The 25,444-nt window shown below is 72.6% G+C and carries 22 protein-coding genes; 17 read left to right on the top strand and 5 right to left on the bottom strand.

The features are described 5' to 3' along the window. From ACSNOH_RS07180 to ACSNOH_RS07110, 15 genes are all read left to right on the top strand, one after another. Positions 1–293: hypothetical protein (locus ACSNOH_RS07180; RefSeq protein WP_436720351.1), on the top strand; the 293-nt coding region annotated here is incomplete at its 5' end. Continuing rightward, complete coding sequence (locus ACSNOH_RS07175; protein WP_436720350.1) at positions 290–1,213, top strand: DUF2637 domain-containing protein; 924 nt, start codon at positions 290–292, stop codon at positions 1,211–1,213. The genes ACSNOH_RS07180 and ACSNOH_RS07175, both read left to right, overlap by 4 nt. Continuing rightward, entirely contained in the window at positions 1,210–1,869 is a 660-nt protein-coding gene (locus ACSNOH_RS07170; RefSeq protein ID WP_436720349.1) for a GGDEF domain-containing protein, read from the top strand. The genes ACSNOH_RS07175 and ACSNOH_RS07170 overlap by 4 nt, the downstream gene beginning before the upstream one ends. Further along, positions 1,866–2,420 carry a hypothetical protein gene (locus tag ACSNOH_RS07165; protein ID WP_436720348.1) on the top strand — a complete coding sequence of 185 codons (555 nt, stop codon included), beginning with the start codon at positions 1,866–1,868 and terminating at the stop codon, positions 2,418–2,420. Before ACSNOH_RS07170 ends, ACSNOH_RS07165 begins: the two co-directional genes overlap by 4 nt. After that, the gene (gene traA, locus ACSNOH_RS07160) at positions 2,417–3,031 is read left to right on the top strand and encodes a plasmid transfer protein TraA (protein WP_436720347.1); all 615 of its coding nucleotides are present in this window, start codon (positions 2,417–2,419) and stop codon (positions 3,029–3,031) included. Before ACSNOH_RS07165 ends, traA begins: the two co-directional genes overlap by 4 nt. A gap of 34 nt (positions 3,032–3,065) precedes the next feature. Further along, positions 3,066–5,153, top strand: a complete 2,088-nt coding sequence (gene traB / locus ACSNOH_RS07155; RefSeq protein WP_436720346.1) for a plasmid transfer protein TraB — start codon at positions 3,066–3,068, stop codon at positions 5,151–5,153. Between the two features lie 165 nt (positions 5,154–5,318). Beyond that, positions 5,319–6,236 (top strand): bifunctional DNA primase/polymerase, encoded by a 918-nt coding sequence (locus ACSNOH_RS07150; RefSeq protein ID WP_436720345.1) that lies wholly within the window; start codon positions 5,319–5,321, stop codon positions 6,234–6,236. Then, on the top strand, positions 6,233–8,074 hold the full coding sequence (locus tag ACSNOH_RS07145) for an ATP-binding protein (protein WP_436720344.1): 1,842 nt from the start codon (positions 6,233–6,235) through the stop codon (positions 8,072–8,074). The genes ACSNOH_RS07150 and ACSNOH_RS07145 overlap by 4 nt, the downstream gene beginning before the upstream one ends. 2 nt (positions 8,075–8,076) lie before the next feature. Further along, positions 8,077–8,310 (top strand): helix-turn-helix domain-containing protein, encoded by a 234-nt coding sequence (locus ACSNOH_RS07140; protein WP_436720343.1) that lies wholly within the window; start codon positions 8,077–8,079, stop codon positions 8,308–8,310. Between the two features lie 77 nt (positions 8,311–8,387). Further along, positions 8,388–9,470 (top strand): site-specific integrase, encoded by a 1,083-nt coding sequence (locus tag ACSNOH_RS07135; protein WP_436720342.1) that lies wholly within the window; start codon positions 8,388–8,390, stop codon positions 9,468–9,470. A gap of 208 nt (positions 9,471–9,678) precedes the next feature. Then, positions 9,679–11,277 carry an ABC transporter substrate-binding protein gene (locus ACSNOH_RS07130; protein ID WP_436720341.1) on the top strand — a complete coding sequence of 533 codons (1,599 nt, stop codon included), beginning with the start codon at positions 9,679–9,681 and terminating at the stop codon, positions 11,275–11,277. 41 nt (positions 11,278–11,318) lie between these two features. After that, a complete protein-coding gene (locus tag ACSNOH_RS07125) occupies positions 11,319–12,275 on the top strand; it encodes an ABC transporter permease (RefSeq protein ID WP_436720355.1) in 957 nt (318 codons plus the stop codon). Continuing rightward, positions 12,268–13,152, top strand: a complete 885-nt coding sequence (locus ACSNOH_RS07120; protein WP_436720340.1) for an ABC transporter permease — start codon at positions 12,268–12,270, stop codon at positions 13,150–13,152. Before ACSNOH_RS07125 ends, ACSNOH_RS07120 begins: the two co-directional genes overlap by 8 nt. Before the next feature lie 92 nt (positions 13,153–13,244). Further along, a complete protein-coding gene (locus ACSNOH_RS07115; protein ID WP_436720354.1) occupies positions 13,245–14,162 on the top strand; it encodes an ABC transporter ATP-binding protein in 918 nt (305 codons plus the stop codon). After that, complete coding sequence (locus tag ACSNOH_RS07110) at positions 14,155–14,868, top strand: ABC transporter ATP-binding protein (protein ID WP_436720339.1); 714 nt, start codon at positions 14,155–14,157, stop codon at positions 14,866–14,868. Before ACSNOH_RS07115 ends, ACSNOH_RS07110 begins: the two co-directional genes overlap by 8 nt. 30 nt (positions 14,869–14,898) lie before the next feature. Here the strand turns inward: ACSNOH_RS07110 and ACSNOH_RS07105 are convergent, their stop codons facing one another. Together ACSNOH_RS07105 and lysX are read right to left on the bottom strand one after the other, a co-directional pair. Beyond that, on the bottom strand, positions 14,899–15,825 hold the full coding sequence (locus ACSNOH_RS07105; RefSeq protein ID WP_436720338.1) for a DMT family transporter: 927 nt from the start codon (positions 15,823–15,825) through the stop codon (positions 14,899–14,901). A gap of 101 nt (positions 15,826–15,926) precedes the next feature. Continuing rightward, positions 15,927–19,286, bottom strand: a complete 3,360-nt coding sequence (gene lysX / locus ACSNOH_RS07100; protein WP_436720337.1) for a bifunctional lysylphosphatidylglycerol synthetase/lysine--tRNA ligase LysX — start codon at positions 19,284–19,286, stop codon at positions 15,927–15,929. 154 nt (positions 19,287–19,440) lie between these two features. Here lysX and ACSNOH_RS07095 point away from each other — a divergent pair, with 154 nt between their 5' ends. Then, positions 19,441–19,635, top strand: a complete 195-nt coding sequence (locus ACSNOH_RS07095; RefSeq protein ID WP_359094673.1) for a hypothetical protein — start codon at positions 19,441–19,443, stop codon at positions 19,633–19,635. Positions 19,636–19,707: 72 nt separating this feature from the next. On the opposite strand, the gene ACSNOH_RS07090 is transcribed toward ACSNOH_RS07095, so the two are convergent. From ACSNOH_RS07090 to ACSNOH_RS07080, 3 genes are all read right to left on the bottom strand, one after another. Further along, on the bottom strand, positions 19,708–21,117 hold the full coding sequence (locus ACSNOH_RS07090; RefSeq protein ID WP_436720336.1) for a family 2B encapsulin nanocompartment shell protein: 1,410 nt from the start codon (positions 21,115–21,117) through the stop codon (positions 19,708–19,710). Between the two features lie 91 nt (positions 21,118–21,208). Next, complete coding sequence (locus ACSNOH_RS07085; protein WP_436720335.1) at positions 21,209–22,621, bottom strand: family 2B encapsulin nanocompartment shell protein; 1,413 nt, start codon at positions 22,619–22,621, stop codon at positions 21,209–21,211. 150 nt (positions 22,622–22,771) lie between these two features. After that, positions 22,772–23,977 (bottom strand): phosphodiester glycosidase family protein, encoded by a 1,206-nt coding sequence (locus tag ACSNOH_RS07080; RefSeq protein ID WP_436720334.1) that lies wholly within the window; start codon positions 23,975–23,977, stop codon positions 22,772–22,774. Between the two features lie 279 nt (positions 23,978–24,256). On the opposite strand from ACSNOH_RS07080, the gene ACSNOH_RS07075 reads away from it, so the two are divergent. Next, positions 24,257–25,147, top strand: coding sequence for a phosphatidylinositol-specific phospholipase C/glycerophosphodiester phosphodiesterase family protein (locus ACSNOH_RS07075; RefSeq protein ID WP_436720333.1), 891 nt, complete (start codon positions 24,257–24,259; stop codon positions 25,145–25,147). The last annotated feature ends 297 nt before the right edge of the window (positions 25,148–25,444 follow it).

The following is a 25,444-nucleotide window of genomic DNA, read 5'->3' as shown; positions in this document are numbered from 1 at the left end:
CCAGCCCCCTCCCGCCCTTTGTCCTCAACCGAACGGAGGCCCCTGCTGTGATGTCCTCCCTGGCCACCGCGCCCATGGCGGCGGCACCCGCGGTGACGGTCTCGATCACCGTGCTGCTGGCCGCCATCGGCATCACCTTGTGCGTGTGGGTCGGTCACCGCTGGTCGACCCTGATCGTCGGGCTGCTGATCGGCCTGTTCCTCACCGGCACCGGCTTCGCCGAAGGCGCCAAGAAGGCCGTCACTACCGTGACCACCACCACGCTCAGCGCCCTGTCGGAGGTCGTCCAGTGACCGCCCCGACGACCCCCGGCGACAGCACCGCAACCGTGCGCCACGACTGGCCGCTCGCCATGGGTATGGGTGCGGTCGGCCTGGCCGCTGCCGCATCCTCCTACGCCGCCCTGCAGGACCTCGCCTTGCGCACCAGCTGGTGGCCGTGGCTGTCCTGGCTGCTGCCGGTGACCGTCGATGCGTACGCGCTGACCGCGGTCCGCGTGTGGCTGGGCCGCTCCACCCGCAACCGCACGGCCCGCGCCTGGGCCAAGGCCAACGCGATCGGCGGCATCGGCCTCTCCGTTGCCGGCAACGCGGTCGACCATGCCGCCGCAGCCGGGGTGATCCCGGTGTCCTGGCCGCTGATCGTCGCTGTGTCCGCCATCCCTCCCGTCGTCCTGGGCCTGCTCGTGCACATGGCCCACCTCCGCCACCAGACCCCTACTGACAGCACCCCTGCCGACGTGGAGCGGCAGCCCCGAGCCGAGGACAATCCGGTACCCCCGTCGCCTGTACCGGACTCCTCCCCTGCCGCACGCGAGGTGCCGAAACAGCGGCGCCCCCGCCGCTCTCTGACCGAAAGAAAGCAGCGGAGGGGCCTGCCGCCCGGCAAGAGCGACGACGAACTCATCGCCGCAGCACGACAGCGCGTGGCTGAGGGCGGAGAAGCGTCGGCGACCTGGCTGATGAAAACCTACGGCATCGGCACCGGCCGCGCCGCCCGCATCCGCGACACCGCCCAGCGCACACCCCCGCTGGCCGCCGTTCCTGACTCCGCCGACACACCACCCGCCGACGCGTCCGCGCCCCCTCCCGTCGGCCTCGAACTGGAGTCATCGCCCATGTCCACCGAGCCCGCCGAACCCCTGCCGCTCGCGGCCCCTGAAGACAGCCACGAGCAGGCCATCGACGAACGCACAGAGGAGAAAGCTTCATGACACCCCTCCTGCAAGCCCTGCCGATAGCCGCCCCGGTGGCGGGCTGGGCCGCGCACATCCTGTTCCTGGCCCGCCGCCTGCGCACCGCCCGAACCGATCCGGTGACCGGGCTGATGGTCAGGGACGCGTTCACGAGCCGTGCCCTGCGTGCGATCAACCACCCGCATGCCGCCGTGCTCCTGCTCGACCTCGACGACTTCAAGGACGTCAACGACACCTACGGGCACCACGCTGGCGACCAGGTCCTCGCTGCGGTCGGCCGCCGCCTGGCCGACTGGTCGGCGGAACGGCGCGGGTTCGCGAGCCGCCTCGGCGGGGACGAGTTCGCGGCCGTCGTCCGGCTCGCACCGGACGCCGACCTTCACATCGAGTTGCTGCACAGGCTGTGCAGGCGTCTGTCGGCACCGGTCGACACCGGCAGCGCCGTCGTCCATCCGCGCGCCACGGTCGGCATCTGCCGCACCATTGACCGTCCCGGCGTCGCTCTGTCCGGACTGCTGCGCGGGGCGGATGAGGCGATGTACCGGGCCAAGCGCCTGGGGCACCGGTGGCAGCCGGCATGCCGCCACGACGTCTACCGCACGGTCAACGGCCGCCGCATCGGCCGCCCCGGCACCGCCCTCCGGCCCCGGGACGCCGGGAAGGTGATCCCGTGACCGGTTCGCGGTACAGGCGGGACACGACCACTGTCCGCATCCCGCGGCAGCGCCACACCTGGGGCCGACGGCAGACCCCGATCGTCCTTGTGGTTCCCGAGCAGCCCACCCTCGGACAGCGCCTGGCCGCCGCACTCGGTCGGGCCGCCTGGAAGCGTCGCCGCGCCGCACTGCCCCTCCTCGGCGCCGTGACCGGCTTCGCCGCCACCGCGGTTGTGCACGCGGTCGCGCCGTGGACCTGGCTTCCTCTCGCCCTCGCCGCCACCGCCCTGCCCGCCTGGCTGGCCTGGGTCCAGCGGCAACGGCCCAGCACCGATCCCCGCGTGCGCACCTGGCGCTACGCCTTGGCGGCCGTGGTCCTCACGGCCGGGGCGTGGGCCGCGGCCTCGGTAGCCGTCGGGCCGACCGCCGGTCCGCTCCCGCTGCTGTGGCTGGCTCTCACTATCGCCATCCCCCTCGTCCGGCGTTCCCTGCGCCGCTCGAATCCCACCGCTCACGTGCACGAGCCGAGCGACATCACCCAGCCCGTTGAGAAGGAGTACGACTCATGACGACCCCGCCCTACGGATCCGGCCCCGCCTCCGGCGCGGGAAACCGCTCCACCGGTAGCCGTTCCACGGGAAGCCGCGCCTCCGGCCCCGGAACCGGCCCGGGGACCAACGGCGGCAGCTCCCGGCAGCAGCGCACCACCAACCGCTCGTACCACTTCCACGTCGGCGGCAACGGCTCCGGCAACCGCAACGGCGGCCGCCACGGGGGAGTCGGGGACGCCGGCACCGGGTTCTTCCGCGACCAGGGCCGTGGGCGCGGCGGTGTCCACAGCCCGCTTGCCGACCCCGAGTTCTTCTCCAACGTCGACATCCGCAACTACTGCGAGAACGGCCGCGGCCTGTTCCTCCAGCTCTCCTTCGAGCTCGCCTCCGCCTCGGAGGTCCTCGAAGCCGTCCTGAAGGAGGTGCCCGACCCGGAGGGCCGGGCCTTCGGATCCCGGGCCCGGGCCCGGCGGGTGGCGAAGCGGCTGAAGAAGGCCGCGGAAGACACCCGAGACACCGCCAAGAACATGGCCGCCACCTACGCCGCCTTCCAGCGCGAGTTCGACCCCGAGCTCGCCCCGTACCGCAGCCGCCAGCGCCCCGGCCGGCGCTTCGACTTCAACGGCTGACCTGGCTGACCTGCACGTGAAGGAGGCATGAGCCGTGTCCCAGCCCGCACCCGAGCAACTCCACGAGGAGCACCTGCGCTCCGCGCATGGTGCCGGGGGAGTGGTCGAGTACCTGCTGCACCGGGTCAAGCCGCACCTGCCCCCGTGGCTGGTGGGGGCCGGGACCGGCCTGGTCTCCCTGCCCGCTCACCACTACTGGGCCGACAGCGCCGCCGCCACGGCCGGCCTGACCCTCGCCTCCATCGCCCTGACGGGCGTCACCTGGTGGGCAGGCAAGCCCACCAGTGCTCAGCGCCGCCTCCACTCCGCCATCACTGTCGCCGCCGGAACGAGCTGGTTCACCGCAGCCGCAATTGCCGGACCCGCGGCCGGACCCCTGGGCGGCCTGTACTTCATGGGCGCACCGGCCGTCGCCCTCTCCTGGAACATCCGCCAGGTCCTGCGCCGCAACCCCGACGCCACGAGCGCGAGCGGCGACGGCGGACTGCTGGAGAAAGTCGGCCTGGCCAAGACACAGATCACCCGCTCCGATGTCGCCCCCAACAAAGCCACCTTCGACCTGCAGCTCCCACGCGGTGAACTGACCACCGACGACGTCACCAAAGCCGCGCCGCTGCTCGCCAGCGCCCTGGACGTGCCCAAAAACGCCATCCGCGTCACCGCCGACCCCGACAGCGCCTCCCGCGCCCAGCTCACGGTCGTCCCGCTCGACCTGCTGAAGAACACCGTCCCGTACCCCGGGCCCTCACACCCCGGCGGCAGCATCGCCGGCCCGGTCGCCGTCGGCATCTACGAGGACGGCACCGTCGCCGCCCTCTACTTCCCCGGCGACCCGGCCACCGCCCGCAACGCCATGCACCTGCTCATCATGGGGATGACCGGCTCGGGCAAGTCCGAGGGCGGCATGACGGCCCTGGCCGAAGTCCTCTCGCGCCGCGACGTCGTGGTCTGGGCCTCCGACCCCGCCAAGGCCGAGCAGACCCTCGGCCCGCTCCTGCCCGCCATCGACTGGGCCGCGCTGGACATCCAGTCCACCAAAGCCATGATCGAGGCCATCAAGGCCGCCATCCCCGCCCGCACCGCCTGGCTCGCCAAGTACGGCTACAAGCAGTGGGAACCGGCCTGCGCCGAGACCCAGGCCGACGGCTCACCCGGCATGCCCTACCTCCTCGCCTGGTTCGAGGAAGCCGCCAAGACCATCCGCGAGACTGACGAGGACGTCTTCACCGGCATCGCCCAGGAAGCCCGCTCCGCAGGCATCTCCCTCGTCGTCTCCATGCAGCGCGCCTCCCACACCCAGGTCGCCACCGACACCCGGGCCTCCCTCGGCTCGTCCTGGTGCTACGGCGTCCGCAACGACCGCGACGCCGGGTTCGCGCTCGACGACGAGGTCCTCGACGCCGGCGCCGCCCCGCACCTGTGGAAGGACAAGAAGCCCGGCTACTGCTACCTGGTCGCCAACGGCATCCCCGAGACCTTCTGGCCCACGCCCGCCCGCTCCTACCTCACCCCGCGCGAACACCTCGACTGGGTCGTCCTGACCTTCGCCGAGACCCGCGCAGCACTCGACCCCGTCACCGCCGAAGCCGCGGCCCGCGCCGCCGGCCGCCACTTCACCCAGCGCACCCGCTACCCCCTGCCCGGCACCACCGATGCCCAGCCCAGGGAGACCACCGTGACCGACCACAACCACGACCACGAGCCCTACGACCAGGCCGACGAAGACGACTACGCCGACGAGTACGAGCAGCACGCGATCGGCACCGCCGTGCACGACGAGGACGACGAGGATGGCCGGACCGACGAAGCCGACATCGACCCGGAACGCGAGCTCCCCGAAGCCACGCACGTCGTGCAGTTCGCCGAGCCCCCGCAGGGCAGGCGCCGCGAGCGCATCTCGCCCGCCCGGGCCCGCCAGGTGATGGGGGAAATCCTCGACGAGTTCGAGGCCGAAGGCCGCACGACCGTCGGTCCCAAGGACTTCATGGAGCACTGCGACCGGCACGGCCGCGGCCGCTCGTGGGTCTCCGGCCAGGTCGCCGACTTCATCCTGGCCGGCCGTCTCGCCGAGACCGGGGAGCCCGGCGAGTACCGCATCGTCCGCGAGGACGAGGCCGCCTGACGGTCCTGACGCGTCAGACGCGTCTGACACCCCTGACGGCGCCGCGGCCCCTAACGCGCGGGTGACGCGTGCGCGCGACCCCCGTCAGACGCGTCTGACACTCCCGGCCTGACACCTCTGACACCCCTGACACCTTCGGACTCCGTACGACAGGAGAGCGCCCGCATGCCCCCGACCCGCCCTGACCGACCGCCGGCCGAGCCCACCGCAGCCCTCGGGCTCGCCCTGGCCGCCGCAACCCGAGGGCTGGCCGTCATCCCGCTGTCCCGCACCAAGCTCCCGGCCATCCGCTCTCCGCACCGCGACGAGCCGCCAGGTGCCCGACGGTGCCGCGGCGAGTGCGGCCGCATCGGCCACGGCGTCCACGACGCCACCGCCGACCCGGAGATGATCCGTAGCCTCTTCGCCGCCGCCCCGTGGGCCACCGGCTACGGCATCGCCTGCGGGTACCCGCCCCACCACCTCGTCGGCCTGGACCTGGACGTCAAACACGACCAGGACGGTCCCGCCGCGCTGCAGCGCCTCGCCGACACCCACGGCTTTGAGCTCCCTCCGGCGCCGACCGTGCTCACCCCCAGCGGCGGCCGCCACCTGTGGCTCACCGCCCCCGCAGGCACCGCCGTGCCGAACTCCGTCGGCCGCCTGGCCTCCGGCATCGACGTACGCGGCACCGGCGGTTACCTCGTCGGCCCCGGCTCCCGCACCACCGGCGGAACATACGCCTTCGCCGCGGACACACCCCGACTGCCCGCACCAGCCGTCCCCCCGCCCCTGCTCACTCTCATGCGACCTGCCACCAGCCGTTCCGCGGCCTCCGGCAAGCCCCTGGTGCCGGTTTCCGGGAAGCGGGCCGTCGGCCTGGTCAGCTTCGTCCTCGATGCCACCCCCAATGGCAAGAACGGCACCGGCCGCAACGACCGCCTCTACTGGGCCGCCTGCCGCGCCTACGAGACCGGAGGCCGCGACGCGGACGGCATCGCCGCTGCACTCATCGAGGCCGCCGTACACGTCGGCCTGCCGGAGGCAGAGGCTCGCGCAACTGTCGCTTCCGCCGCCCGCAGCGCCCGCCGGAGTCCTGTGTGAGTACGGAGCACGACCACAGCACGGACACCTCCGACCTGGCCCGGCGCATGCTCCAGGACCACGGCGTCGACCCCGACAAGAAGGGCCCCTCTCAGGCTTCACTCCTGGCTGCCCTGGCCCGTGAGCGCTATGAGCTGTTCATGTCCGACGACGGCCGCCCCTACGGCATCCCCGCGACCGGGCCGAACGTCGCCTTGCCTCTGCGCGGCAAGGCCGGCCTTCGCTCACAGCTCGCCCGCGTCTTCACCGACGCCAACAACGGCACCGTCCCGTCACAGTCGGCGCTCGCCGACGCCATGACCGTTCTCGAAGGAGTCGCCTCCATGGCCAACCCCCGCACTCCGCAGTTACGCGTCGCCCGCCACGACGAGCGCATCATCGTCGACCTCGGCACCACTGACGGCCGGTGCGTCTCCATCGGCCCCGGCGGCTGGGAGCGCCTGCCCGCCTCCCCGGTCGTCTTCCGCCGCTCCGGCGCCATGAAGCCCCTCCCCGAACCCGTCCGCGACGGCGACGGCCTGGCACGGCTGCGCGGGCTGCTCAACACCACCGACGAGGGCTTCGAGCTCCTGGCGGCCTGGCTCGTGGCCGCGTTCATCCCCGACCTGCCCCACCCGATCCTCGCCTTCCGCGGCGAACAGGGGACCGGGAAGTCCAAGGGCGCCGCCATGGTCATCGGCATCGTCGACCCCTCCGGCGCCCCCAAGCGCACCGCACCCCGCGACCTCAAATCCTGGGCCGTGCAGGCGTTCAACTCCTGGGCCATCTGCCTGGACAACGTCTCGATCGTCCCGGACTGGCTGTCCGATGCCCTCTGCCGGGCCGTCACCGGCGACGGCATCGTCGACCGCGCCCTGTACACCGATGACGACGTGGTCGTCCTCGAATTCCGCCGTGTCCTGGCCATGACCACCATCGACGCCGGAACGCTCGCCGGAGACCTCGCCGAACGCCTGCTGACCATCGAGCTCCAGCTCATCCCCGACCACAAGCGCCGCGAGGAAGCCGAACTCGACCGCGCCTACGCTGACGCCCACCCCGCGATCCTCGCCAGCCTCTTCGACCTCCTCGCCCAGGTCCTGAAAGTCCTGCCGGACGTCACGCTCGCCGAGCGGCCCCGCATGGCCGACTTCGCCCGCGTCCTGGCCGCGGTCGACCGCGTCGCCGGCTGGCACACCCTTGCCACCTACAAGGCCTCAGCTGCTGACGCCGTGGCCGACGTCCTCGACGGCGAACCGTTCGCCCAGGCCGTCGTCGACCTCGTCCGCGCCGCTGGCCCCGAGGGTCTCACCGTCACGGCTGCGCAGCTGCTCGACTCCGTCACCACGCCCGAGAAGCTGCCTAAGAAATGGCCCAAGGACCCCACTCGTGCCGGCGGTCAACTCAAGCGTCTCGCCCCGGCCCTGCGCGCCATCGGCATCCACGTCGACGACTCGCAGCGCCAGCCCGGCGGCAACCGGACTCGCCTCTACCGCCTCACCTCGGCAGAGAGCACCTGCAATCCAGCACCCGGAGCACCCGCAGCACCCGAAACCCACTCTGACCAGCACGAACGCGCGGGTGCTGGCGCGGACCCCAGCACCCGCACCCCCGCCTCGCCGGGTGCTGCGGGCGCTGCACCGGGTGCTGCATCCACGCCAGCACCCGCAACCCATCTGCGCCCTGACCAGTGCAAACACGCCTCTGCGGGTGCTGCGGGTGCTCCGGGTGCTGAGATGCAGCACCTCTCTGCCCGACCCCTCTGCACCGCGTGCGAAACGCCCCTCGCGGACTTCCTCATCGCGACCGGCGAGACCACCCACCCCGGCTGCGACCCCGCCCTCACCGCCAGGAGGTGACCATGCCTGACTCCCACCGTGCGACCGTCGCTGTCGCATCGCCGCGCCGCCTGCACAGTGTTGACGCAGTCGCGGAGATCCTCAGTATCGGACGCAGCAGCACCTACGACGAGATACGTCTCGGCAGACTGCGCACCGTCCGCCGAGGCCGTCGACGGCTCGTCCCCACGGAATACATCGACGACTACGTCGAGCTGCTCAAGGCCGAGGCGTCCGAGTCCGAGGGACACGGATGACGGACCAGCCCGGAAAGGCCCGCAAGGCGGGCAACGGAGAACACTCGATCTACTGGGACAAGTCCAAAGGCCGCTACGTGGGCGCCATCTCCCTCGGGTACACGGCTACCGGCAAGCGCAACCGCCCCAAGGTCACCGGCAAGACGAAGACGGAAGTCCGGGACAAGCTCAAGGACCTGAAAAAGGAACTGGACGCAGGCGTCAAGTCCTCCGCGCGGTACACCGTCGGGCAGGCCGTGGAGGCATGGTTCGCGGCAGGGCTGAAAGGGCGCGCGGAGGGAACCGTCGCGACGTACCGCAGCCTCGCGAACAACCACGTCATAGCGGACCTGGGAAGCGCCAAGCTGCGCGACCTGGAGGCCGACGACCTGGACGAGTGGCTCGACGTGAAGGCGGAGGTCCTCGCGGACCGGTCGCTCAAGATTGTGCTCTCGATCCTTCGCCGCTCCATCAGCCACGCCCAGCGCAGGAAGCGCGTACGCCGGAACGTGGCGGAACTCGTCGAACTGCCTGACGGGCGCCCGGGGCGTCCGAGCAAGTCGCTCAGCCTTGAACAGGCAGCGATGGTGCTCAACACCGGCAAGGGCACCTGGATCCATGCGTACGTCGTTCTGGCGCTGCTCGTCGGCGTGCGCACAGAAGAAGAGCGGCCGCTCACATGGCGGCATGTGCACTTCGCCGGCACCGACGGGTCATGGCCGTACGTCGAGGTCTGGCGATCGGTTCGCCGGCACGGTGAGACGAAGACGAGGAAGAGCCGCCGGTCCCTCCGTATGCCCCGCCAGGTGGCGGCCGTGATGCAGGCCTACAAGCAACAGCAGATGCAGGCCCACGGGGACGACTCGACGTGGAGTGACGACGGGCTCGTCTTCCCCCGCGAGACAGGCGGACAACGCGATGCCGTGGACGTCCTCCGTCACTTCAGGGCCCTGCTGGGGCAAGCAGGATTCGATAACCCGGAGGCGTGGACGACGCGGGAACTGCGGACGAGCTTCGTGTCTCTGCTGTCGGACCACGGAGTGCCGATCGAAGAGATCGCCCGGATCCTCGGCCATGACGGCACAGCCACGACGGAGAAGGTGTACCGCAAGCAACTGCGCCCCGTGATCACCGCCGGCGCGGAAGCCATGGACGAGATCTTCGGCGAGGACCCTCGCTGATCCGAAGGCCCTTGGGCAGGGCAGCCGACTACCCGGTGGCTCCCGGATCGGCTCCCTGCCACCGCCCGCCAGCCCTGCGCCAGGCCCCCCACCTGGGCTTCCGCCACCCCCGCTGCTGATCATTCCTTTGCCTGTTGTTTAATTGCTAATTGCGAGTGATTCGCAAAAGCAAGTATTCAACCAGAAGTGACTGAGCAGGGGTGTGGGCATGACGGCCCGGTCCGTACGGGGAATGGCCGCCACGGCCATGGCAGGCGTTCTCGTGGCAGGCGCGGCGGCCTGTTCGGCACCGGGCGGGGGTGACGGCGGCACCAAGGGCGGCAAGGACTCCCTGGTCGTCGGCCTCGCCAACGAGCCCGAGACGCTCAGCCCCCTCCTCGGCTACGGCAAGGACGGCAACTCCAAGATCTTCGACGGGCTGCTGCGCCGCGACGCCGCGATGAAGCTCCAGCCGGCCCTCGCCGCCGGGCTGCCGAAGGTCGCCGACGACGGCCGCACGTACACCTTCACCCTCCGCAAGGGCGTGAAGTTCAGCGACGGCAAGCCGTTCACCGCCCGGGACGTGGTCTTCACCTACCGCACCATCCTGGACGAGAAGACCAACAACGCCGCCAAGGGCGAGCTCGACGCCGTCGACAAGGTCACCGCCGAGGGGGACGACACCGTCGTCTTCACGCTCAAGTACCCCTACGCGCCCTTCGCCGAGCGCACCGTGCTGCCCATCGTCCCCGAGCACGTCGCGGGGGGCCAGGACGTCAACTCCGGCTCCTTCAACACCGCCCCCGTCGGCACCGGCCCCTACGTCCTGACCGGCTGGAGCAAGGGCGAGAAGCTGACCTTCAAGGCCAACCCCGGCTACTGGGGCGGCGAGCCGAAGGTCAAGAAGCTCACCATGGCGATCATCAAGGACGACGACGTGCGCGCCACCCGGCTGCGCTCCGGCGACCTCGACGGCGCCATCCTGCCGCCCAACCTCGCCAAGGGCTTCAAGGGCGACAAGTCCAAGGTGACCCTCACCGCCCGCACCACCGACTTCCGCGGCGTGACCCTCCCCACCGCGAACAAGGTCACCGGCGACCTCGCCGTGCGCCGCGCCCTCGACCTCGCCGTCGACCGCAAGGCCATGGTCGACAAGCTCCTCGAAGGCGCCGGCCGGGCCGGCTACGGGCCCGTGCCCACCGACAGCGACTGGTTCGCCAAGGGCACCGAGCGCCCGTACGACCCGGAGAAGGCGAAGAAGCTCCTCGACGACGCGGGCTGGCGGCCCGGCGGCGACGGCATCCGGGAGAAGGACGGACAGCGCGCCTCCTTCACCCTCTGGTTCCCCGCCGGTGACAAGCTCCGCGAGGAGCACGCCCTCGCCTACGCCTCCGACGCCAAGAAGGCCGGCATCGAGGTCAAGGTGCAGAGCGGCACCTGGGAGGTCATCGAGCCGCGCATGAAGGACGACGCGGTCCTCGCCGGCGGCGGCAACCCCGCCGACCCCGACTTCGACCTCTACAACCTGCTGCACTCCTCCCTCGCTCTCAACGGCTTCAACAACATGGCCGCCTACAGCAACCCCGACGTCGACAAGGCCCTCGAAGAGGGCCGGCGCAGCGGTGACAGGGCGGCCCGCAAGGACGCCTACGACAAGGTCCAGCGCGGCCTCGCCGACAACCCCGGCTACACCTTCCTCACCCACGTCGACCACCTCTACGTCATGAACGACGGGTGGAAGGACCTCTCCACCCAGGTCGAGCCGCACGACCACGGCCTCGGCGCCGGACCCTGGTGGAACGTCGAGGCCTGGCAGCCGCAGAAGTGACCCGCAGCACCACCGGGCTCCCGTGGGGGCCCATGGCACGCATGGCCGGACGGCGGCTGCTCGCCGCCGTCCCCGTCCTCGCCGCCGTCACCTTCGGCGTCTTCGCCCTCGCCGCCGCCTCGCCCTTCGACCCGGCGAAGGCGTACGCCGGCAGCGCCGCGCTCGGCGCCCGCCAGGACGTCCTCGACCAGCTGCGTGCCAACCTCGGCGCCGACCGGCCCTTCGCCGCCCGCTGGTGGGACTGGCTCACCTCGGCCCTCACCGGCGACCTCGGCGTCTCCGCCTCGCTCCGCCAGCCCGTCGCCCAGGTCATCGGCGAGCGCATCGGCTGGTCCGTCCTGCTGTGCGGCATCGCCTTCGCCCTGGCCGTCACCGCCGGCACCGCGCTGGGCGTGCTCGCGGCCCGCCGCCGCGGCGGCCTGTTCGACCGGGCCGTGACCTCCCTGGCGTACGCGCTGGAAGCCGCGCCGCCGTTCTGGCTCGGCCTCCTCGCCATCTGGCTCTTCGCCCTCAAGCTCGGCGCGCTGCCCGCCGGCGGCCTCACCGACACCGGCAGCGACGTCGCCACCGCCGGCCAGATCGCCTCCCACGTCGTCCTGCCCGCGGCGGTCCTCGCCGTCTCCCAGCTGCCCTGGTTCGTGCTGTACGTGCGCCAGGGCGTCGGCGACGCCCTGGCCGAGGATCCCGTACGCGGCGCCCGTGCTCGCGGCCTGAGCGAACGCACCGTCCTGCTCCGCCACGCCCTGCGCTCCGGTCTGCTGCCCGTCCTCACCCTCACCGGCTCCCGCGTCCCCGAACTCATCACGGGCGCCCTGCTGGTGGAGACCGTCTTCAGCTGGCCGGGCATCGCCTCCGCGACCGTGGAGGCCGCCACCAAGACCGACTTCCCGCTGCTCGCGGCCCTGACCGTGCTCGCCACCGCCGCCGTCCTCGCCGGGAACCTCCTCGCCGACCTGCTGTACGGGCTGGCCGATCCGAGGGTGGGCTTCGATGGCTGACCGGATTGCCGACGGGACGTCTGACCGGATGGCCGACCGGACTACCGGCCGGCCGGCCGGCCGCCTGCGTACGGGCCTCTCCGCCGCCGTCATCGCGGCCGTCGTCCTCGCCGTCCTTGCCGTACCGCCCTTCGCCCCTCTCGACGAGCAGGCCGTCGACCTGGCCGCCAAGCTCCGGCCGCCCACGTGGGCGCACCCCTTCGGCACCGACGAAGTCGGCCGCGACCTGCTGCTGCGCAGTGTGTACGGGCTCCGCGTCTCCCTCTTCGTCGGCGTCGCCGCGGCCCTCGCCGCGACCGTGATCGGCACGGCGGTCGGCGCGGCCGCGGGCGCGCTCGGCGGCTGGGCGGACCGCGTCCTGATGCGGATCGTCGACCTCTTCTCGTCCGTGCCGCACCTGCTGCTCGGCATCTTCGTCGTCACGATGTTCCGGCCGGGCGTCTGGCCCGTGGTGGCCTCCGTCGTCGTCACGCACTGGCTGTCGACGGCCCGCATCGTACGGGCGGAGGTGCTGTCCCTGCGCTCGCGCCCGTACGTCGACGCGGCCGTCTCCGGCGGCGCGTCACGGTGGCGGGTGACCGTCCGCCACCTGCTCCCGGCCGTCCTGCCGCAGGCCGGCCTCGCGGCCGTGCTGATGATCCCGCACGCCATCTGGCACGAGTCCGCCCTGTCGTTCCTGGGCCTCGGCCTGCCCACGCACCAGGCGAGCCTCGGCAACATGGTCCAGAGCGCGCGCGGCTCCCTGCTGGCGGGCGACTGGTGGCCCACGCTCTTCCCCGGGCTGTTCATCATCGTCCCCACCCTGGCCGTGGCCGGGCTGGCGGGCGCCTGGCGGGAACGGCTCAACCCGCGACGCCGATCGGAGCTGACCCTGTGAGTCCGGTGAACCCTGCCGCCCCCCTCAGCCCCGTGCCGGCCGTACGCGACAGCCCCGTCCTGTCCGTACGGGACCTCTCCGTACGGTTCCGGATGCGCGGAGGGCGGGAGATCGCCGCCGTCACCGGCGCTTCCTTCGACCTGGGCCCCGGCGAGTGCCTGGCCCTCATCGGCGAGAGCGGCTGCGGCAAGTCCGTCCTGGCCTCGGCGCTCCTCGGCCTGCTGCCCCGCAACGCCCGCACCGAAGGCCGCGCGCACCTCGGCGAGCTGGACCTGCTCGCCGCGAGCGAGCGCACCCTCGCGCGCACCGTACGCGGCCGCCGCATCGGCCTCGTGCCGCAGAGCCCCGCCGCGCACCTCACCCCCGTCCGCACCGTGCGCTCCCAGCTGGAGGAGACCGTCCGGGAGCTGACGGGCACCGGCAAGGCCGGGCTGCGGGCGGCGGCCGAAGCCGCTGCCGAGCGGGCGGCCTTCCCCGTCACCCACCTGGACCGCTACCCCCACCAGCTCTCCGGCGGCCTCGCGCAGCGCGCGGCCACCGCCCTCGCCCTCGTCGGCGACGCCCCGCTGCTGCTCGCCGACGAGCCCACGACCGGCCTCGACCGCGAGCTCGTCGACCGCACGGCGGACGAGCTGCGGCGGCACGCCGACGCCGGCCGCGCCCTGCTGATGATCACGCACGACCTCGCGGCGGCCCGGCGCATCGCCGACCGCGTCGCCGTCATGTACGCGGGCCGCATTGTGGAAATCTCCGACGCTCCTGCCTTCTTCGGCGAGCCGGGCCCCCGCCACCCGTACGCTCGCGCGCTGCTCGACGCTCTCCCCGAGCGCGCCTTCACCCCGATTCCCGGCATGCCCCCGGAACTCGGCGACCTGCCGCCCGGCTGTGCCTTCGCCGCCCGCTGCGCACGGGCGAGCGACCGCTGCGGGACGGTCCCGGCGCTCGTCGAAGGCGTCGCCTGCCACCACCCGGTCGCCTGCCACCACCCGGAGGAGACCCCGCGTGCTTGAGCTGAACCGCATCACCGCGGGCTACGTACCGCGCCGCCCCGTCGTCCGCGGCGTCTCCCTGACGATCGAGCCCGGCAAGGCCGTCGGCCTGCTCGGCCCGAGCGGCTGCGGCAAGTCCACCCTCGCCCGGGTGGCCGCCCTGCTGCACCGCCCGGACTCCGGCACGGTCGTCATCGACGGCGAACCGGTCCGCGGCGCGCGCCACCGCGCCACGCGCGCGCAACGCACGGCCTCCGGCGTGGTCTTCCAGCAGCCCCGGCTCGCCGCGGACCCGCGCCTGCGCCTGCGCGACCTGATCGCCGAACCGCTGCGGGCGACCGGCCGGCGGGGCGAGGCGGCAGCGGCGGTGGCCGCGCTGGCCGAGCGCGTCGGGCTCTCCGGAGAACTCCTCGCGCGGCGGCCGCACGAGGTCAGCGACGGCCAGCTGCAGCGCGCCTGCCTGGCCAGGGCCCTCGTCCTGCGCCCGCGCTGGCTGATCTGCGACGAGATGACGGCGATGCTGGACGCGTCGACGGCGGCCGCCCTCGTGGCGGTGGTGGAGGACTACCGGGCCGGGAGCGGCGCGGGACTGCTGGCGGTGGGGCACGACAAGGTGCTGCTGGACCGCTGGTGCGACGAGACGGTGCACTGGGACGCGCTGGGCCCGCAAAAAGACGCGCCGGGCCCGCAGAAAACACAGCAGAAAACACAGCCGTCCGGCGTGTGAGGACCGGGGCCCGGGGCGGGGCCCCGAAACCTAGCGCCGGCTGCCGGCGAGCTCGCGCCCGGCGACCGGCTCCGCCGGCCGCGGCGCGGACTTCCGCACCGTGGCCACCGCGACGCCCGCCAGGACGAGCAGCCCGCCGCCGGCCGCGTTGAGCGAGGGCAGGTTGCCCAGGAACACCGCGTCCAGGAGCAGCGCGGCGACCGGCACCGCGTACAGCACCAGCGCCGCCGTCGACGCCGTCGTGGCGCGCAGCGTCCGCGACCAGGTCCAGAAGGCCATCGCGGTGCAGCCCACGCCCAGCCACAGCACGGCCAGCGTGCGGTGCCCGTCGGCCGCCGCGATCTGCCCCACGGCGCCGGGAGCGAGCGGCAGCAGCGGCAGCATGCCGAACAGGCTGCCGTAGAAGACGCATTCCACGCCTGAGTACTTCTTCAGCAGCGGCTTCTGCAGCGCGAACGACGTCGCCTGCGTGGCGGCGGCGCCCAGCACCATGAGCGCGCCCATCAGCGAGCCGCTCCCGCCGCCCGAGGTGACGGCGACGGTGAGCGCGCCGGTGAGCGCCACGGCGAGACCGGCGAGGCCCCGCCTGCCGGGCCGGTCGCCCAGGAAGGCCATGCCGAGCACGGTCGTGAAAACAGGGGAGGCGGCGATCAGCATGGCCGCGGTGCCCGCGTCCACGCTCTGCTCGCCGGCGCACAGCAGCACCTGATAGGCCGTCATCCCGGTCAGGCCGAAGGCCGCCATCCGCAGCGCGTCGGCGCGCCGCAGCCGGCCGATGCGCCCGAGGAACAGGCACGGCAGGAGGAGGACCACGGTGATGGCCATGCGCAGGAGCGCTATCGCGGCCGGGGAGTAATCCGGCAGCGCCACCTGAATGGCGGTGAAAGCGGAACCCCACAGCAGCGCGGTCGCCGCCATCGGGGCCCACGGAATTCCGGTGCGCTGTGCCGAGGTCATACCGGCAAGCTAACAACGCCCGATCTATAAGGCAAATAAAGAATTCTATTCACTTCTCAAAGTAATTCTTTGAGGCATGGCCCCCGAGTGCTCGGCCGCTGTCACCGCCGCCGCACCAGCGGGAACGGCAGCGTCTCCCGGATCGACAGCCCCGTCAGGAACATCACCAGCCGGTCCACCCCGATCCCCAGCCCTCCCGTCGGCGGCATCGCGTACTCCAGGGCCCGCAGGAAGTCCTCGTCCAGCTCCATCGCCTCCGGGTCGCCGCCCGCGGCCAGCAGCGACTGCGCGGTCAGCCGGCGCCGCTGCTCGACCGGGTCGATCAGCTCCGAGTACGCCGTGCCGAGCTCGGTGCCGAACGCCACCAGGTCCCAGCGCTCCGCAAGCCGCGGATCCGCCCGGTGCGGCCGCGTCAGCGGCGAGACGTCGGTGGGGAAGTCCTTGTAGAAGACCGGCAGCTCCGTGCGCTCCTCGACCAGCCGCTCGTACATCTCCAGCACGATGTCGCCGCGCCCGTCCTCCGGCCGGTGCGGCACCCCCGCGGCGTCGCAGAGCCGCCGCAGCGTCCCCTCCGGCGTGTCCGCACCGATCTCCTCGCCGAGCACCTCCGACACCGCGCCGTAGACCGTCTTCACCGGCCACGGCCCCGAGATGTCGTGCTCGACGAGCTTCCCCCCCGCGTCCGGCCGCAGCGCCACCACCGCACCGTGGGCGGCGGCCGCCGCGGCCTGGATCAGCTCGCGCGTCAGGTCGAGCATCACGTCGTAGTCCGCGAACGCCTGATAAGCCTCCAGCATCGTGAATTCCGGATTGTGCTTGTACGAGACCCCCTCGTTGCGGAAGGTGCGGCCCATTTCGAAGACCTTTTCCATACCGCCCACGCACAGCCGCTTCAGATACAGCTCCGGCGCGATCCGCAGGTACAGGTCGAGGTCGTAGGCGTTGATGTGGGTGGTGAACGGGCGGGCGTTCGCGCCGCCGTGGATCTGCTGCAGCATCGGCGTCTCGACCTCCAGGAAGCCGCGGTCCAGCAGCCCCTGGCGCAGCGCCTGCACGGCCGCGCTGCGCGCCCGCACCGTCCGCCGCGCCTCCGGCGAGACGGCCAGATCCACGTAGCGCATCCGCACCCGCGCCTCGGGGTCGCTCAGGCCGTGCCGCTTGTCGGGCAGGGGACGCAGGCACTTGGCGGTCATCCGGGCGCTGCTCACGAAGACGGTGAGCTCACCGCGGTCGGTGGTGCCGACCTCGCCCTCCGCCTCGATGTGGTCGCCGAGGTCGATGTGCGTGGCGAAGCGCCGCAGCCCCTCCCGCCCGCAGTCCTCGCGCGTGAACGTCAGCTGCAGGTCGCCCGACCAGTCGCGCAGCACGGCGAACGCGACCCCGCCGTGGTTGCGGACCAGCAGCACGCGGCCGGCCACGGTCACCCGCTCGCCCGTGCGCGACGACGGCGCGAGCCCCGCGTGGGCGGCGCGGATCGCGGCGAGCGTGTGCGTACGGCGGGCGTCGGCGGGATACGGGTCCACGCCCGCCGCCCGCAGCAGCTCCAGCTTCCGCCGCCGCACCCGCACCTGCTCCGGCAGCCCGGCGAGCCCGTCCGCCCCCGCCTCCTCGGCGCCGGTCTCCAGGCCCAGCTCGGAGAGCGGCGGCAGGCCCGCCGTGGACGCCGGGCTGGTGACACCCCTGGCCCGGCCCCGGCTCCACAGTTGGCCCAGACTCGGCACCGCGACGAAGCCCTCGGCGATGCCGGCCGCCAGCCCGATCCGCGCCAGCGCCCCCGCGTCGGCGTAGCAGAGGAACCGCGGATGCCACTCAGGGTTGTACTTCACGTTCGAGCGGTAGAGGGCCTCCAGCTGCCACCACCGGGAGAAGAACAGCAGCAGCCTGCGCCACAGCCGCAGCACGGGCCCCGCGCCGATCCGCGCGCCCTCCTCGAACGCCGAGCGGAAGACGGCGAAGTTGAGCGAGACACGCTTGACGCCGAACCGCCCCGCCTGCGCGCACAGCCGGGCGACCATGAACTCCATGACGCCGTTGGGCGCGGCCCGGTCCCGGCGCATCACGTCCAGCGAGACCCCGTCCCTGCCCCACGGCACGAACGACAGCAGGGCGATCATCGTCCCCTCGCTGTCGAACGCCTCCACCAGCAGGCAGTCGCCGTCGGCCGGGTCGCCCAGCCGGCCCAGCGCCATGGAGAAGCCCCGCTCGGTCTCGGTGTCCCGCCAGGCGTCCGCCCGGTGGATCACCTCGCCCATCTCCTCGTCGGTCAGCGCCGAGTGGCGCCGGATCCGTACGGTCGCGCCGGTGCGCTCGACCCGGTGCACGGCCTGCCGCGTCACCCGCATCTCGCGCCCTTCCAGGTCGAACGAGGCGACCTGCAGGATCGCTTCGTCACCCAGCTGGAGCGCCCCCAGCCCCGAGCGGGCGTACGCCTTCGCGCCCGCCTCGCTGGCCCCCATCACGGCCGGCTGCCAGCCGTAGCGGCCCGCGACCGCAAGCCAGGCGTCGATCGCCGGCGTCCACGCCTCCGGGTCGCCCAGCGGGTCGCCGGAGGCCAGGCAGACGCCCGCCTCGACCCGGTACGTCACCGCGGCCTTGCCGCTCGGGGAGAAGACCACGGCCTTGTCCCGGCGGGTCGCGAAGTAGCCCAGCGAGTCCTGGCCGCCGTAACGGGCCAGGAGGGCGCGGATCCGCGGCTCCTCGTCGTCGTGCAGCGCCGCCTCCAGGCGCTGCGAGCGGAAGAGCGCCATGGCGGCGTTCAGCAGCGCCAGCGCGCCGAACAGCCCGAGCAGGAAGTACAGCCAGTGCGGGGGGTGCCCGGCGAAGTGCCGGCCGCTCACCAGCCCGCCGCACACCTTGTTGGCGACGAACAGCAGCCGGTTCCCCGCGCCGCGCTCCAGCGAGCCCGGGAACAGCGACACCAGGCCCCAGCCCACCAGGGTCGCCACGGCCAGGCCCGCCGCCAGCACCAGCAGCGCCCGCAGGAACGCCCCACGGCGCGACGCCGCGTAGAACTCCCGGCGGGCAAGGATCAGCAGCGCCATCGCGGCCACGCACAGCACCAGCGAGGGGATCGTGTCCCAGTAGCCCACCGCCAGCAGCAGGGCGTCGGCGACCAGCAGCAGCGTCAGATAGGCCAGGACGAACCAGAGGGTGACCCGTTTGCGAGCGGCCATCGCCGTCGCGAGGAGCAGCAGGAAGACGGCGTAGGCCAGGTTCGGGGCGGTGGGGACGGTCAGCGTGTCGAGCGCCTCCGTCAGCGGGCCGACCGCCCGCCGCAGCGGCACGATCAGCGACGTGACCGCGCAGAACAGGCCGAGGGCGCCGAAGAAGACCGCGAACCCGTCGGGCACCCGGTGCAGGAGCCGCCGCCACGCGGACTCGCGCTCCCCGCCCTCACGGCCCTGCGGAGCCGGGGCGGGCCGCTCCGCGGAAGGCCTGCTGTCGGCGGCTGTGCGGCTCATTCCGCCAGCCTAGGCACCCTGCGGGCGGCTTGCCTGCCGAGCGCACCGGCCCGGACGGCGACGCTCGTACCTGAATGGAGTACACGCGGCGCGCCGGGCCGGGGCGCCCGGTGGGCCAGACTGACGGACAACCGCACCACCGAGGAGGTTCGCCATGGCCATTTCGCTCTCCGTGGTCCTGCTGTTGCTCGTCCTGGTGGTCGTGTTCCTGCGCAGCGGCTCGCTGCGCATGTCGAACGCCCTGGTCTGCGTCCTCCTCGGCTTCCTTCTCGCGAGCACGAGCATCGCACCCACGATCTCGGACGGGCTGTCCACCACCGCGCGCATCGTGAGCGGCGTGCGGCCCTGAGCGGATGTGTGACGCCCCGGCCGGGCCCGCTGTCGGCGGGCCCGGCCGGGGAACGGCACGCGGCGGTGCGGCCTAGCGCCCGATCTCGACGTCCTCCAGGACGCCCAGGGCGTCCGGCACGAGGATCGCCGCCGAGAAGTAGGCGCTCACCAGGTACGAGGAGATCGCCTGCTCGCTGATGCCCATGAACCGCACGTTGAGGCTCGGCTGGAACTCGTCCGGGATGCCCGTCTGGTGCAGGCCCACGACACCCTGGTTGTCCTCGCCCGTGCGCATGGCGATGATCGAGCTCGTCCCGGACTCGCTCACCGGGATCTTGTTGCAGGGCAGCAGCGGCACACCGCGCCAGGAGCGCACGGAGGAGCCCAGGACGTCGATGGACTGCGGGTAGAGGCCCCGGGCGGTGCATTCCCGGCCGAACGCCGCGATGGTCCGCGGGTGGGCCAGGATGAACTGGGTCTTGCGGCGGCGCGCGAGCAGCTCGTCGAGGTCGTCGGGGGTGGGCGGGCCGCTGCGGGTGTGGATGCGCTGGCTGATGTCGGCGTTGTGCAGCAGGCCGAACTCGCGGTTGTTGACGATCTCGTGCTCCTGGCGCTCGCGCAGCGCCTCGACCGTCAGCCGCAGCTGCTGCTCGAGCTGGCTCATCGGGTCGTTGTAGAGGTCGGCGACGCGGGTGTGGACGCGCAGGACGGTCTGGGCGACGCTCAGCTCGTACTCGCGCGGGGAGAGCTCGTAGTCCACGAAGGTGCCGGTGATGGCCGGCTCGCCGACGTGGCCGGACGTCACCGCGATGTCGGCCTCGCCGCGCTTGTTCACCGGCTTGGCGGGGCGGGAGGCGTACGCCTCGACGTGCGCGCGCAGCGCGTCGGAGCGCTCGGCCAGCTCCTGGAAGGTCTGCAGCGGGAGCACGAGCACCGTGCAGCGGGTCACGGCCCGGACGCTGAACTTCCAGGTGCCGTCGGGCTCCAGGGGCACCTGCTCGCCGAAGTAGTCACCGTCGGCCAGCACGCCGAGCACGGTCTCGTCGCCGTACTTTCCGGTGCCCGTCTTGTTGAGCTTGCCGTGGGCGACGAGGAAGATCTGGTCGGCGGGCGCGCCGGCCTCGACGAGCGTGTCACCGGCGGCGTACTCGCGCTGGACGAACCCGTCCGCCAGCGCCTCCAGCGTGTCGTTGTCGCCGAAATCCCGCAGCAGGGGCAGCTCCCCGAGCTCCGGCGGGATGACCCGGACCTCGGAACCGGTCGAGATGAACTCGACCCGGCCGTCCCCGACGGTGTACGTGAGCCGCCTGTTCACCCGGTAGGTGCCGGCGGACACCTGCACCCAGGGCAGCACGCGCAGCAGCCAGCGGGACGAGATCCCCTGCATCTGCGGGACGGACTTGGTCGTCGTGGCGAGCTGGCGTGCCGCGGACGTGCCGAGGCTGAGCTGCGCCTCCCCGGAGGGTGCGGCCGCCACTCCGGACTCGACTGACGTGGTCATAACTGGTTGTCACCCATCTGTGTGCGGTACTCGGCGCGGGTCCGCGGATTCGCGGAACCGCAGTGCGCGGAACGTGGTGCGGCGGCGGGGATCAGTGCCCGATCTCGACGTTCTCCAGAATTCCGAGGGCGTCCGGCACCAGGACGGCGGCGGAGTAGTAGACGCTCACCAGATAGGAGATGATGGCCTGCTCGCTGATGCCCATGAAACGAACGGAGAGGCTCGGCCGGTATTCGTCGGGAATTCCCGTGCGGTGCAGCCCGACCACTCCCCGGGATTCCTCTCCGGTGCGCATCAGGAGAACGGAGCTGGTGCCGTTCTCACTGATCGGGATCTTGTTGCACGGGAAGATGGGAATTCCGCGCCAGGCGGGCACCGAGTGCCCGCCCACGGCGGCATTGTCCGGATACACGCCGCGCCGGTTGAATTCGCGGGCGATCGCCGCGATCGTGCGCGGGTGGGCCAGCAGGAAGCCGGGGTCCTTCCAGACCGTGGCGAGCAGCTCGTCGAGGTCGTCGGGGGTGGGCGGGCCGCTGCGGGTGTGGATGCGCTGCTTGAGGTCGGCGTTGTGCAGCAGGCCGAACGTGCGGTTGTTGATCATCTCGTGCTCCTGGCGCTCGCGCAGGGCCTCGATGGTCAGCCGCAGCTGCTGCTCGACCTGGTTCATGGGCTCGTTGTAGAGGTCGGCGACGCGGGTATGGACGCGCAGGACGGTCTGGGCGACGCTCAGCTCGTACTCACGGGGGGCCAGCTCGTAGTCCGCGAAGACGCCGGGCAGCACCGGCTCGCCGGCGTGGCCCGCGGCCACGTCGATGGCCGACTCCCCGTGCTCGTTCTGCGGGCGGGCGACGGCCGCGCGGAACGCCTCCACGTGGGAGCGCAGCTCCTGGGAGCCCTCGAGGACCTCCTGGAACGCCTGGCGCGGCATCGTCAGGACCGTGCAGGCGGTGACGGCCTTGACGGTGAAGTCCCAGTTGCTGTCCGCCGCCGCGGCCAGGGCCTTGTCGCCGAAGTAGCCGCCGTCGGCGATGACGCCGAGGACCGCCGGGTCGCCGTACGCGCCCTCGCGGATCTTGTTGAGCTTGCCGTGGGCGACCAGCACCACCTGGTCGGCCGGCTGCCCGGCCTCCACGACGACGTCGCCCGGCCGGAACTCCCGCTGGGTGAAGCGGCCCGCGAGCGCTTCGAGCACCTCCGGGTCGCCGAAGCCGCGCAGCAGCGGGAGCTCGCCGAGCTCCGCCGGGATGACCCGGACGTCGGCGCCCGTCGAGACGAACTCGACCCGGCCGTCGCCCAGGGTGTGCGTCAGACGCCGGTTGACCCGGTACGTGCCGCCCGGCACGTGCACCCAGGACAGCATGCGCAGGAGCCAGCGCGAGCTGATTCCCTGCATCTGCGGCACGGACTTTGTCGTGGTCGCCAGATTCCGTGCGGCCTCGGTGCCCAGGCTCAGCCGGCCGGGACCGTTATTGCCGTCGTTACCGGTCTCCACTGACGTCGTCATATCGGAATGCCCACCCATCCGTTATGGACAGCCCGCACACCCTACGGACGGGCTGCGGGCGTGCCGAAGAATTCCCCTTGACCGCTCTCGAAGCTAGCAGCGGGATATCAGCGGGCGCAGTCACTCAAAAGGGTGGATTGATCGATGATGTTACGTACGGACGAAAACGCCGATGCCGTTCGCCACCGGCCGTTCCGCGCCACCCGACGGATGATTCCGGACGGTCGTCCGCCCGCTGTCCGGATCGCGGGTGACCAGCGTGCTGGAGCCGCCCCCGTCCAGGTTCACCGCGTCGTCCGCGCCCAGGTCGCGCATCACGTCGGCGAGCTCGGCGACGGTGAGCCCCGAGCGGTAGCCGGTGCCGCCGTCCAGCGCCAGCAGGTAGAACAGCCGGCCGTCGCCGCCCACGCCCGCAGCCGTCCGTACCGCGGAGGTGGCCGAATCCAGCCCGGGCAGCAGGCGGCCGTCGCGCAGCACGGGGAACCCGCCCACCGCGAACCGCAGCGCCCCCCGCTCGGCGGGCTGCAGCCGCTCCTCGACGTGCACCGCGTCACCGGCCTTCAGCCGGCGCAGCTCGCGCGCGCCCGCGTTGCGCCCGACGAGCACCAGCGTGCCCGACGGGATCGCGCCGTGCCCCGGCTTGTGCGCGGCGCCCGTCACCTTGCCGTGCCGGACCGTCAGCTCGTAGGTGTCGTCCGTGCACGGCGCGGCCCGGTCGGCGTCCGTGCCGCAGGTGGCCCGCAGGCGTGACGCCGGACCCCAGGAAGAGGTGTACGCACCGATGCCGCCGACCGGCAGCGCGTACTGGTTGAGACCGCGCAGCGGCAGCGTCCTGCCCTTGGCGCTCACGGTGCCCTTCAGCGTGAGCCGGTCCAGCCGGGCCCGGTCGTCCGTGCCGAGGCCGATGACGTCCCGGGTGGTGGCGCCCGGCGGCAGCACCGGCCCGAAGCGCTGGCCGTCCGGCACGGCGGCGCCGAGCCGGCGGCCGCCCGCGACGGACGGGCCGACCGGCGCGCCTGTCGCCTCGACGCCCGGGTGCTGAGTCTCCGTGATGTTGAAGAAGTCGCCGTTGACCCCGGCCACCGCGCCGCGGGCGGCCGCCATCCGCGACACCGTCGCCCGGGCGGCCACCGAGCCCGGGTACAGCAGGTCGAGCGAGACGCCGGGCTCGCTCAGATCGACCCTCAGCACGTGCCCGTACGCCGGGCCGTGGGAGGCCGGCAGGGAGAAGCCCCGGTACTCGACACCGGGCGCGACGGGGGCCGGGGCCCCGAGCCGCAGCGCGGGCCGGTCACCCGCATCCGCCAGGGCGGTGCCTCCGCCGATCAGCGAGGTCCACGCCACCAGAACCGTCATCACCGAGCGCACACGTCTTCTGCGTCTGTTCACAGCGCCCCCAGAAGTCCCGTCAACTCTGGCACGGAGCAGAAGGGTTCACCATGCCCCGAAAGAACGACAGGTCAAGCGGAAGAACGACCGGAAACGCGCCGGCGTCCGCGCGGGCAACTCTCGGCACATCCCTGCCCAGGGACCCGGGCGGCCCGGATACTCACAGGCACCGGCCCGTGCGGACGGCCCGCCGCCCGCACCGCCCCACACCGTTCCGGGAGTTCCCGGAGAACCGGGAGAGCCGCCATGAGCCTTCCTTCGCGCCGCGCCGCCGTCCTCACCCTCGGAGCCGCCCTCGGCGCCGCGCTCACGGGGTCCCTCACGTCACCCGCCTCCGGCGCCCCGGCGCGGGCGCAGAGCGACGCGTCCGGCCCGCCGGGCAGGCCGCCCCTGCGCCGCGCCCACGCGCACAACGACTACGAGCACCCCCACCCCCTCGCCGACGCGCTGCGGCACGGCTTCGGCAGCGTCGAGGCGGACGTCTGGCTCGTGGACGGCAAGCTCCTCGTCGCTCACGACGCCTCCGGGCTCGACCCCGCCCGCACCCTCGAAGCCCTGTACCTCGAACCGTTGCGGCACCGGGTCAGAGCCGGGCACGGCCGCGTCTACCCGGGGCACGACCTGTCGCTGAAGCTGCTCGTCGACATCAAGACGGACGGCGCCGCGACGTACCGGGAGCTCTCCCGGCGGCTGCGCGGCTACGGCACGCTGTTCACCTCCTGCGCCGACGGCCGCATCCGCCGGGGCGCCGTCACCGCCGTGATCTCGGGGGACCGGGGCGCGCGGGGGCCCATGGCGGAGGAACGGCTGCGCCACGCGTTCTACGACGGCAGGCTCGCCGACCTCGGTGCCGGTGCCCCCGCGTCCTTCATCCCGCTGGTGAGCGACAACTGGACCGGTCTCTTCGGCTGGCGGGGCTCCGGCCCCATGCCCGCCCGGGAGAAGGCCCGTCTCCGGCAGATCGTCTCCACCGCGCACGCCGAGGGCCGGCGGGTACGGTTCTGGGCCACGCCGGACCTGCCCGGCCCGGCGCGCGAGGCCGTGTGGCGGGAGCTGTTCGCCGCCGGCGTGGACCTCCTCAACACGGACGACCTGGCGGGTCTGGAGGCGTTCCTGCGCGCGGCGGGCCGGGACTGAGCACCCGCGGCCGGCCCGGTGGCGGGCCGGCCGGCGGAATATCCCGGTCCGGGGTGGATTGTGTGGCGGTACCGTCACCGCCGCCGGCTGTGCGCGCGCCCGGCGGGACGCTGGCCGCATGGCCCCTCCATCCGGTCCGCCTGGTCCATCTGATCCAGGTTCACCTGGCCCGCCTGGTCCGCCGTACGGACCGCCGGCGGGTCCGCCTCCGGGCGGCTTCGGGCCCGCCCAGCCGCCGTGGGACGCGCCTCCGCCGCCGCCCCCTCGCTGGGGCGGTGGGCGGCGGGCCGCCCTCCT

The organism is Streptomyces sp. URMC 127, from assembly GCF_051386535.1.
Classification (GTDB): Bacteria; Actinomycetota; Actinomycetes; order Streptomycetales; family Streptomycetaceae; genus Streptomyces.
Note: the sequence above shows the minus strand (reverse complement) of the source record. Positions and strands in the feature narration are given on the sequence as shown.

Excerpts from the sequence above, each read along its gene's own strand:
- ACSNOH_RS07170 (WP_436720349.1), top strand. The coding sequence starts at position 1,210 with ATGACACCCCTCCTGCAAGCCCTGCCGATAGCCGCCCCGGTGGCGGGC.
- traA (WP_436720347.1), top strand. The coding sequence starts at position 2,417 with ATGACGACCCCGCCCTACGGATCCGGCCCCGCCTCCGGCGCGGGAAAC.
- ACSNOH_RS07150 (WP_436720345.1), top strand. The coding sequence starts at position 5,319 with ATGCCCCCGACCCGCCCTGACCGACCGCCGGCCGAGCCCACCGCAGCC.
- ACSNOH_RS07140 (WP_436720343.1), top strand. The coding sequence starts at position 8,077 with ATGCCTGACTCCCACCGTGCGACCGTCGCTGTCGCATCGCCGCGCCGC.
- ACSNOH_RS07130 (WP_436720341.1), top strand. The coding sequence starts at position 9,679 with ATGACGGCCCGGTCCGTACGGGGAATGGCCGCCACGGCCATGGCAGGC.
- ACSNOH_RS07125 (WP_436720355.1), top strand. The coding sequence starts at position 11,319 with ATGGCCGGACGGCGGCTGCTCGCCGCCGTCCCCGTCCTCGCCGCCGTC.
- ACSNOH_RS07120 (WP_436720340.1), top strand. The coding sequence starts at position 12,268 with ATGGCTGACCGGATTGCCGACGGGACGTCTGACCGGATGGCCGACCGG.
- ACSNOH_RS07115 (WP_436720354.1), top strand. The coding sequence starts at position 13,245 with ATGCGCGGAGGGCGGGAGATCGCCGCCGTCACCGGCGCTTCCTTCGAC.
- ACSNOH_RS07105 (WP_436720338.1), bottom strand. The coding sequence starts at position 15,825 with ATGACCTCGGCACAGCGCACCGGAATTCCGTGGGCCCCGATGGCGGCG.
- lysX (WP_436720337.1), bottom strand. The coding sequence starts at position 19,286 with ATGAGCCGCACAGCCGCCGACAGCAGGCCTTCCGCGGAGCGGCCCGCC.
- ACSNOH_RS07095 (WP_359094673.1), top strand. The coding sequence starts at position 19,441 with ATGGCCATTTCGCTCTCCGTGGTCCTGCTGTTGCTCGTCCTGGTGGTC.
- ACSNOH_RS07090 (WP_436720336.1), bottom strand. The coding sequence starts at position 21,117 with ATGACCACGTCAGTCGAGTCCGGAGTGGCGGCCGCACCCTCCGGGGAG.
- ACSNOH_RS07085 (WP_436720335.1), bottom strand. The coding sequence starts at position 22,621 with ATGACGACGTCAGTGGAGACCGGTAACGACGGCAATAACGGTCCCGGC.
- ACSNOH_RS07080 (WP_436720334.1), bottom strand. The coding sequence starts at position 23,977 with ATGACGGTTCTGGTGGCGTGGACCTCGCTGATCGGCGGAGGCACCGCC.
- ACSNOH_RS07075 (WP_436720333.1), top strand. The coding sequence starts at position 24,257 with ATGAGCCTTCCTTCGCGCCGCGCCGCCGTCCTCACCCTCGGAGCCGCC.